Annotated in this window: 5 protein-coding genes; 2 read left to right on the top strand and 3 right to left on the bottom strand. The window is 69.8% G+C overall.

Annotated features, from left to right (window positions below):
• Positions 1-9: 9 nt before the first annotated feature.
• Positions 10-1347: a cation:proton antiporter gene (locus tag Q343_RS0113265; protein ID WP_052367245.1), complete on the bottom strand. Its 1338-nt coding sequence runs from the start codon at positions 1345-1347 to the stop codon at positions 10-12.
• 284 nt (positions 1348-1631) lie between these two features.
• Between Q343_RS0113265 and Q343_RS0113260 the strand changes: the two genes are divergently transcribed.
• Entirely contained in the window at positions 1632-7769 is a 6138-nt protein-coding gene (locus Q343_RS0113260; RefSeq protein ID WP_155990761.1) for a DUF7927 domain-containing protein, read from the top strand.
• A 169-nt stretch (positions 7770-7938) separates the two neighbouring features.
• On the opposite strand, the gene Q343_RS0113255 is transcribed toward Q343_RS0113260, so the two are convergent.
• Together Q343_RS0113255 and Q343_RS0113250 are read right to left on the bottom strand one after the other, a co-directional pair.
• Positions 7939-8922: a hypothetical protein gene (locus Q343_RS0113255; RefSeq protein WP_155990760.1), complete on the bottom strand. Its 984-nt coding sequence runs from the start codon at positions 8920-8922 to the stop codon at positions 7939-7941.
• An 85-nt stretch (positions 8923-9007) separates the two neighbouring features.
• Positions 9008-9388 (bottom strand): PLDc N-terminal domain-containing protein, encoded by a 381-nt coding sequence (locus tag Q343_RS0113250; protein WP_029254043.1) that lies wholly within the window; start codon positions 9386-9388, stop codon positions 9008-9010.
• Between the two features lie 157 nt (positions 9389-9545).
• On the opposite strand from Q343_RS0113250, the gene Q343_RS0113245 reads away from it, so the two are divergent.
• Positions 9546-10136, top strand: coding sequence for a PAS and ANTAR domain-containing protein (locus Q343_RS0113245; protein WP_081829851.1), 591 nt, complete (start codon positions 9546-9548; stop codon positions 10134-10136).
• Positions 10137-10215: the final 79 nt, after the last annotated feature.

Below are 10215 nucleotides of genomic sequence, written 5' to 3'. Positions count from 1 at the left end.
CCCTGCCGCTCAGGCGGTGGGGCCCGCGTCGTCGTCCGGCGGGCCGGGGAGCGGGCGGTGGAGACGGCGGATCGTGTGCTCGACCCCGCCCTCGCGGACCACGCGTGCCGTGGCGATCGTCAGGCGTGCGGTCGACTCGCCGGGGACCGACACGGGGACGCCGTCGTCGTCGAGCGGCTCCGGGTCCCCGGAGCGCAGACCGAGAGCCTTCGCCACAGCCGGACCGCTGAGCCCGTAGACCAGGGCCGTGAGGACGATGATGCCGAAGACGACCGGGACGAGCTCGGGGAACGGCCGGCCCGCCTCCTCGAACTCGAGGGCGAAGACCGATGCGGTCGATGCCGCGACGATCCCCCGGGGAGCCATCCAGGCGACGAGCCCGCGCTCGCGGCGGTCGAGGCTCGTCCCCGCCGTCGCGACGGCGGTCGCCACGGGCCGCACGACGAGCACGAGCAGGACGACGATCAGGACGGTGGCTCCGCCGTACGTGATCAGCTCCCCGACGTCGATCCGCGCCGAGAGCAGGATGAAGAGCGAGCCGACGAGCAGCATGCCCAGGTGCCCGCCGAACTCGTGCAGCGGCTCGATCGGGACCAGGCGCTGGTTGGCGAGCACGACGCCCAGCGTGGTCATCGCCCAGAGCCCCGACTCCGACTGGACCTCCTCGGCGCCCGCGAACGTGACGAACGCGAACGCGACGGCCAGGATCACCTCGGTGCCCGGCGGGACCCTGCCCCACCGCACCACGACGACGTAGACGACTGCGGCGAGCAGTCCTGTCCACAGGCCCGTGAACGCTGTGGTGAACAACCGCGGCGCCTCCTCGTACAGGACGACGTTCGCCACGGTCAGCGCGATCGTCGCCCCGATGGGATCGATGAAGATCCCCTCGAAGGCGAGGACAGACCCGACCGGCTCGCGCGGCCGGATGATGGACAGCAGGGGACCGACGACGGTCGGCCCGGAGACGATGACGATCGACCCGATCACCGCGGCCTCGCCCGCCGTGACGTCGAGGACCCAGTACGCCGCGAGGCTCGCCCCCACACCGGTGATCAGCGCACCGACCGTGACGAGGCCGACGACCGGCCTGCGGGCACCCCCGCGCAGACGTCGGGCGTCGAGCTTGAGCGACTCCTCGAAGAGCAGGAGCCCGACGCCGAGCGACACGACGGGAAAGAGCGAGGTGCCGAAGACCTCGTCGGGGTCGAGCACCCCGGACAGCGGGCCGATCACGAGCCCCAGTCCCAGGAGCACGAGGATCGAGGGAACGTTGATGCGGCGGGCGATCACCTGCCCGAAGACCCCGAGCGCGACGACGATCGCGAGTCCGGTGGTGAGGCTCACCGGGTGGACCTCCGCCGGGGGAGTGCATGCGTCATGGGGCGGAGACTACCGGCCGGTGGACGTGTCGCCCCCACCCGCACCTGAGCGCTGTCTGTGCTGCGGGTCACAGAACGATAACGATCGTGCCTGGGGAATCGGCCACTCTGTGAAAAGGCGTGCAGAACCGGACACGGCAGACCGGCGCCCGGTTGCCGCCCTCCGGGGCACGTGTCAGAACAGGGGAGGACGATGCCGTTCGACGACCTCGCCGCCTTCTGCAGCACGTGACGGACAAGGGGAACCTCATGACCGCGAGAACGACGCACCGGCTCGGCTTCGGCTGGGCCGCCGCCCTCACCGCGGGGGCTCTGATCTTCGGCACCGCCGGTGCTGCGGTGGCCGCGCCTTCCGGCGTCCCGGCCGTCGCGCCTGCCTTCGCGACGGCTGCGGTGCCGGCGCCGGCGCCCGCCGCCGTGCTCCCGGCGATCGCGGGGAATCCGGGTGTTCCCGGCGACCCGGTGGAGGTATGGGCCGAGGACTTCGAGAACCGGCTGAACCCGCCGCAGATCGAGCGGCTCGGCAACTACGTCGGCGCGCTCGGAGAGACCTACACGTCAAGCATCTACTGGGACAACCTTGGCCGGTGCAACGGCTTCGTCCTTGACCGGACGAGCCCGCGCAACGCGAACTCCTGGTGCACGGCGGACGGTGGGTCCGGAGCCCAGAGCAACAACCGGTGGCAGGCGTTGACTGCCATCCCTGACGCGATCGGACAGTACTTCGGTCAGCCCGCGAGCAACACGAACACCGCCGTCTCGTCCTACACGACGAACAACATTCCGTCCGGGAGCAACGGTGGCGTCCCGAACAAGCTGATGTTCTCGACCGTCGACCCGATCACGATTCCCGTGCCCAGTCGGTTCATCACGGGCTCGGTGACCACCGCGGCCGAGTGTGCCGCGAACAACCCAGAGCTCTTCTTCACCCTGACCGACTCCGACAGCGGCGCATCCATCACGACCGATTCGGTCAATCCCTGTACGGACCCAGATGCCGAGGTCATCGACGGCGTTCGGCAGAACGATCTGATCAGCCCGGTCAACGTCCTCGACACGCCCGCACCGGCGGCGCTCCTGGTGACCGGGAGCAGCGTCGATCTCGACCTCCTGAACGACACGCTCTCGGGCATCGGCAACGACGCTGCCTACGACAACGTGCGACTGGTGGACGTCACCCCGCAGCTCGACAAGAGCTTCGACCCGGTGCTGCTGCCCACCGGCGAGTCCTCGACGATGACGTTCACGATCACCAACACGTCCGAGCTCGGGGACAAGCAGGGGTGGGGCTTCACGGACACGCTCCCCGACGGTCTCGTGCTCGCCGACCCGGTCAACTACACGACCGACTGCGAGGCGGCCCCCGTGTTCGCCGGCGAGGCCGGGGGCAACGAGGTCACGCTGACCGACGGAGGGCTTGCCGTCGACACCGTCTCCTGCACCGTGTCGATGGACGTCACGTCCGAGGTCCCCGCCACCGGTGACCCGAACGTCGCCTATGCGAACTGCCCCGACACGAACGTCACCGACCTCGTGGGCCTGAACTCCCCGAACTGCGCGGACGTCGAGTTCTTCGCCCCTGTCCCCGAGCCGGGCCTGACCATCGCAAAGTCCGGCCCCGCGGACCAGGTCGCCGACCCCGGCGATGAGGTCGCGTACTCCATCACGGTCGAGAACACCGGTGAGGTCGACTACACCGACGCGTCCCCGGCCGTCATCTCCGACGACCTGAGCGAGGTGCTCGACGACGCGACCTTCGACGTCGCGGACGTCACCGTCACGCCCGACGTCGGGACCGTCGACTTCAGCGACCCGTTCCTGACCTGGAGCGGTCCGATCGCCGTGGGCGACTCGGTGACGATCGACTACACCGTCACCGTGGACGACCCGACGACGGGCGACGGCGTGATGACGAACACCGTCGAGGGTCCGCCCGAGTCGAACTGCGACCCGGACGCCGTCCCGCAGGATCCTGACTGCACGACGACCACGAACATCCCGGGCCTGACCATCACCAAGACCTCGGACGGAGGCGAGGAGCTCACCGCCGGGCAGACGGTCACGTACGAGGTCGCGATCGAGAACTCGGGGCAGGTCGACTACACCGCCGAGAACCCGGCGACGTTCGACGATGACCTGACCGACGTGCTGACGAACGCGACGTACAACGACGACGCGGCGATCGACCCGGTCGGACAGGGCGAGGTCGTGTACGTCGAACCGGAGCTGTCGTGGTCCGGCCCCCTGGCGGTCGGCGAGACGGTGACCGTCACCTACTCCGTCGTGCTCGACGACCCGTTGGCCGACGGCGCCGAGCTCGTCAACGTGGTCACCGGCCCGCCGGAGTCGAACTGTGACCCCGACGCGGTGCCGTCCGACCCCGACTGTGCCGTGACCCTGCCCGTACCCGGCCTGGCGATCGAGAAGTCCGTCGCGTCCGCGGACGACCCCGTCGTCCCGGGCAGCGTGGTGGAGTACACCGTCGAGGTGCAGAACACCGGGACGACGGACTACACGAACACGAGTCCCGCCTACGTCGACGACGACCTCACCGAGGTGCTCGACGACGCGACGTACAACGGGGACCTCGAGGCGACCCTGGACGGATCGCCGGTGGGGACGACGGACGACTCCGCCCTGCCGACACTCTCGTGGCTCGGCCCGATCCCTGCGGGCGAGACGGTGACCATCACGTACTCGGTGACCGTGGACGACCCGGACGAGGGCGACGGCGAGCTCACGAACGTCGTCGCCGGACCGCCGGAGTCCAACTGCCCGCCCGACTCCGAAGACCCGGACTGCACGACCACGACCCCGGTCCGGCTGCTCACGCTGCAGAAGACCTCCGATGCGGGCGACGCCGTGCTGCCGGGCGACGAGATCGCCTACGAGGTCACCGTGCAGAACACCGGCACGGTGCCGTACACGGTCGACGACCCCGCGACCGTGGCCGACGACCTGACCGACGTCATCGACGACGCGACGCTCGACGAGACGTCCCTCGCGGCGACCAGCGACGGTCCGAACACGCCGGACGCGCCGGTGTACAGCGAGCCGACGATCAGGTGGTCCGGCGCGCTCGACCCGGGCGATACCGTGACGATCACCTACACGGTGACGGTCGACGACCCGCCCGGTGACGACGCGGACGGCGTCATCACCAACGTGATCGAGGGGCCGCCGGAGTCCAACTGCGTCGAGGGCACGGATCCCGGCTGCACGGTCACGACGCCGGTGCGCTCGGTCGAGCTGAGCAAGACCGTCGACCCGGCCGACGGTGTCGCGCTCGGTGACGACGTGACCTATACGGTGACGATCACGAACACCGGTGGCGCCGCCTACGAGGACCCGGACCTGCTGACGGTCACCGACGACCTGACCGACGTCGTCGACGACGCGACGCTCGACGAGGACTCGTTCACGGCCGAGTCGAACCTGGACGGGACGCCCGACCTCCCGACCTACACGGAGCCGACCCTGACGTGGACCGGTCCGCTCGCCGTCGGCGAGACGGTGACGCTGACCTACACGTTGACGGTCAACGACCCGGCTACGGGCGACGGGACGATGACGAACACCGTCACGGGACCGCCCGAGTCGAACTGTGAGGAGGACGCCGAGGAACCGGACGTCGACTGCGGCACCGAGGTGCCGACGCTCGAGCCGGCGCTCGCGCTCTCGAAGTCGTCCTCGGGCGGCAGCTCCGTCGTCCCGGGCGACACGGTCACGTACACCGTGACGGTCGAGAACACCGGCGAGGTCGACTACACCCTCGACGACCCCGCGACCGTCTCGGACGACCTCACGGACGTCATCGACGACGCGACGCTCGACGAGGAGTCGTTCACGGCGTCGTCGGACGGCGCGAGCACGCCGGACCTGCCGACGTACACCGAGCCGACGCTCTCCTGGTCCGGCGCGCTGGCGATCGGCGAGACCGTCACCATCACCTACGACGTCACGGTCAACGACCCGGCGACAGGGGACGGCTCGCTCGTGAACGTCATCTCCGGTCCGCCCGAGGCGAACTGCGTCGAGGGCTCGGAAGACCCGGACTGCTCCGTGACCACGCCCGTCCGCGGGCTGGAGATCGTCAAGCAGGCGGTCGACGCGAGCGAGGTGCAGGTGGATCCGGGCGAGAGCGTGACCTACGAGATCACGATCACCAACACCGGCGGGTTCGTCTACACCACGGAGGACCCGGCGTCGTTCGACGACGACCTCAGCGAGGTGCTGGACGACGCGACGCTCGACGAGGGCTCGATCACGACGACGTCCGACGGCGCCACGACGCCGCCCGACGCGACGTACAGCGAGCCCGTGCTGAGCTGGAGCGGACCCCTGGATCTCGGGGAGACCGTGACGGTGACGTACGTCGTCGACGTCAACGACCCGCTCAGCGGAGACGGGTTCCTGGCGAACTCGGTCACCGGCCCGGAGGAGTCGACCTGCACCGACCCGACGGACCCCGGCTGCTTCGTGGTCCTGCCCGAGCGTCAGCTCGACCTGACCAAGACGGTCGATCCCGACGCCCCGGTGGTGCCGGGCGACGTCGTCACCTACACGGTGACGGTGGAGAACCTCAGCCAGGTGCCCTACACCGACGAGTACCCGGCGACCGTCGCCGACGACCTCAGCGGCGTGCTCGACGACGCCACGTACAACGACGACGCGGCGGCAGACCCCGAGAGTGGTGAGTTCACCTTCACCGAGCCGTACCTCCAGTGGGTGGGGCCGATCCCCGGTGGGGAGAGCGTCACGCTGACGTACTCCGTGACCGTGGACGACCCGCCCGGCGAGGGCGCGGACGGAGTCCTGGCGAACGTCGCGTTCCAGACGCCGACGCCGCCGGAGTGCCCTGAGGGCGAGACGTGCGTGCCCGAGCCGCCGGTGACCCCGGAGTGCGGGCCGGACGGCATCGACCCGGAGACGGGCCTGCCGTGCGGGACCACCACCACCCCTGTCAAGGGGTACTCGATCGCCAAGGTGGCCACGACGGCGGACGGCGAGGACCACGTCCTGCCGGGCGGCGACGTGACCTACACGGTCACCGTGACCAACACGGGCGAGGCGGCCTACACCGAGGACGACCCCGCCGTCGTCATGGACGACCTCTCGGGTGTGCTCGACGACGCCACCGTCACCGGGGGGCCGAGCGTGTCGCCCGACCAGGGCGTCGCGGAGATCGACGGCGACACGCTCACGTGGAGCGGTCCCCTCGGACTCGAGGAGTCGATCGTCATCACCTACACGGTGACCGTGGACGACCCGCCGGAGGGCGACGGAAGCCTGGCGAACGTCGTCACCGGTCTCCCCGAGTCCACGTGCGACCCGGCCGACGGTGAGGACGAGAACTGCCAGACCACCACGCCCGTGCGGGCGCTCGAGATCGTCAAGACCTCGGACGCCGGCGAGGAGGCCGGCCCGGGACAGACCGTGCGGTACACGGTGGACGTGACCAACACCGGCACGTTCTCCTACACCGACGAGACCCCCGTGGTCGTGACGGACGACCTCACCGACGTGCTCGACGACGCGACGTTCAACGACGACGCGACGGCGCAGGTCGACGGCGTCGACGTCGGAGCCCTCGCCTACGCCGAGCCCGAGCTGACCTGGACGGGTCCGCTCGCCCCGGGGCAGGTCGTGACGATTTCCTACACGGTGACGGTCGACGACCCGCCGGCCGGCAACGGGGACCTGGTCAACGTCGTCTCCGGTCCTCCCGAGGCAAGCTGTGGGCCCGACGACCTCGACTGCACCACCGAGGTGCCCGTCGGTGACCGTGGCCTGACCATCGACAAGTCGGCCGACGTGCCCGACCCGGCCTCGATCGGCGACGTGGTGACGTACACGGTCGTCGCGACGAACACGGGCAGCTCCGACTACACCGACGAGTCGCCGGCCACCGTGGTCGACGACCTGTCCGGGGTGCTCGACGACGGCACCTACAACGACGACGCGACGGTCTCGCCCGACGCGGGTGATCTCGCGTACGTCGAGCCGCAGATCATCTGGTCCGGGCCGATCCCGGCCGGTGAGTCCGTCACGCTGACCTACACCGTGACGCTGACCGACGGCGGGGACGGGAGCGTCGACAACGTCGCGTTCCAGCCGGCCGGACCGGGCTGCACGACCGTCCCCGACTGTGGTGACCTCACGCCGCCCGCTCCGGGCGAGTGCACCGACGGCACCGACGAGGACGGATGGCCCTGCGACGAGGTCAGCTTCCCGCTGGCTCCCCCCGCCGCTCCGGCGCCCCCGTCACCGGCGCTGCCGCAGACGGGCGCGGAGCTCGCAGGACTCGTGGCACTCGCCCTCGGGTTCCTCCTCGCCGGCGGCCTGATGATCGCCGGGGTGCGTCGCCGGAGCGGGTTCAGCAGGTAGGCAGAGACGCCTGACGGGGCGTCGCACCGGGACAAGTCCTGGTGCGACGCCCCGTCGTCGTGCATCCCGGTCGTGCCATCCCGGTCGTGAGCCTGGGGCGTGAGTCCTTGTATCGGGTGTGGGCCCTGGGCGGGCGTCCCGGTCGTGAGTCCTGGGCCTGATCGTCGGGTCAGTCGGTGACGGCCGCGGCCTCGCCGTGGTCCCCGCGGCGCGCGAGGCGCTCGCGGACACGCGGGGCGGCCCACGGCCAGAACCCGGCGACGACGGCGACGAGGACCCAGAACGCGGTGGTCCACCACAGCTGAGCCGTCAGGGGACCGACGAACGCATCGGCGACGGCATTGACGGTCTCGAGCGAGACGATGCTGACGCCCAGGTCTCCGAGGTACACCGCGCGGCCGATCGCGATCCCCGCCGCGAGGATCGCGCTGACGGCGGCGAGGCAGCACGCGGCGATCAGGACGGTGCGCGCGCGGCGTCGGGCGACGGCGGCGGCACCGGCGACGAGTCCGATCACGAGGAACGGCAGCAGGAACGCGATGCGGTCGAACCAGGCAAGGGCCGCCTGCGCGGTGCCGAGCTCCGCGGAGTCGATCAGCACGATGCTGCGACCCTGGGGCTCGATCTGCTCGGCGATGTCGAGGCCGGCGTCGACGAGCCGGACCTTGAGGGCCTCGACGACGGGGTCGAGCGGGATGGAGATGACGCCGTTCTCGACGTCCACGTACTCGCGGTCCTCCTCCGAGAGGATGGACGTCGCGGCGCCGTGGCCGACCTGGTTGGCCTTGACCCAGATCTCGGCGAACTGCTGCGACTGCACGAGCTTCTCGCTCGTGCGCTGGATCAGGGCCTCGGTCTGGTTGGCGATGACCGGCGCGAGGCGGGTGACTCCGTCGGGGACGCGTTCCCCCTCGGCGAGGGAGCTCAGCGCCTCCTCGGCGTAGGCCTGGAGGTCGACCTGGTCGACGACGGCCTCGGTGACCGCGTCGGCCACGGTCTGCTGGACGGCCGGGTCGCTCGCGAGCGGGCCCACCATCTCTACGTAGCCCTCGGTGTCGAGCACGTTGGCGTGCACGTACCGCGCGGGGACCGCGATGATCGCGAAGATCACGGCGAGGACGACGAGGACGACGGGAACCACTCGACGTGTCATGGTGCGAACGCTACAGCGGCCGGGCACTGAATTCTTGGTCAGTGCCCGGCCGCAGCAGGGTGAAGCAAAGTCAGCAACGAGAAAGTCAGTTGCTGTTGATCGCCTTCGCCTTGAGAACCTCGAACTCGGCCTCGTTGATCGAGCCGTCGGCGAGCAGTGCCTTGGCCTGGGCGATCTGCTCCGCCGGGGACGCGGTCGCCACCGTGCGGATGTAGTCGTCCGTCTCAGCCTTGCGCCGCTCGACGAGCTGCATCTGACGACGCGACATCCCGCGGCCACGCGCGATCAGGTAGATCAGCGCGGTGATGACGGGGATGAAGAGCAGCGCGATGATCCAGAGCGCCTTCCACCAGCCGGAGAGCTCTTCGTCACGGAAGAGGTCGGCGATGATCTGGAAGAGCACGATGAGGTAAGCGACAAAGAAGAAGGCCCAGACCATGAGCCAGAAGACCTGCCAGAAGTCCATGATGTTCTCTTTCGGTGGAGATGTGCACGACGGCTGTCGTGCCTTCTTCCATTGAACCGCGTCGGGGACGCACCACAAAGACGACGGGCGGTTCCGGAGTAATATCAGCCAGGATCGAGACCACGGTCCGACGAGCACGAGCTGAATGTGAGGGCGCATGGGCGCTCCCAATCCTGACGATCTGCACTTTTCGTCACGTGTTGGACGTTTTACCTGGAATCCCGCGACCTCCGAGACCCGCTGGTCCGACGGGATGTTTCGACTGTACGGCTTCGAGCCGGGCGAGGTCGTACCCACGCGAGAGCTGGCGATCTCGCACAAGCACCCCGAGGACAGGGAGCGCTACGTCGAGCTCGTGCAGATGATCGCGACCACCCCGGGCGACTTCGCGCTCTGGCACCGGATCGTCGACACCGCCGGTACCACCCGGTACGTCGTCGCGACCGGCACGGCGCACGCGGACGACGCCGGGGTGGTGGTGCGGGTCGACGGGTACACCGTGGACGTGACCGAGCCGCACCGGGTCGTGGCCGACGCCGGGGTGCGGACCTCGGTCGAGCGCTTCCGGGAGAGCGCGGCCGTGATCGAGCAGGCCAAGGGAGTGCTGATGGCCGCCCGGGGCGTGAGTGCCGAGGAGGCCTTCGAGATCCTCCGGTCGACCTCGATCGGGGGCAACGTGAAGCTGCGGGCCGTCGCCGACGCGGTCGTCGAGCACGGCGCCGACGCGATGGCCGAGGACGGAATCTGACGATTTCACCCGGCCTCCTACGCCCGCGCCGAACCTTCTGACGTGCGAGGCCCGGTCAGCCTGCGAGAGTGATCCCACG

Source organism: Paraoerskovia marina DSM 21750, assembly GCF_000701465.1.
Taxonomy (GTDB): Bacteria; Actinomycetota; Actinomycetes; order Actinomycetales; family Cellulomonadaceae; genus Paraoerskovia; species Paraoerskovia marina.
The sequence above is the reverse complement of the archived record's forward strand: the minus strand, read 5'-3'. Positions and strand labels throughout refer to the sequence as shown.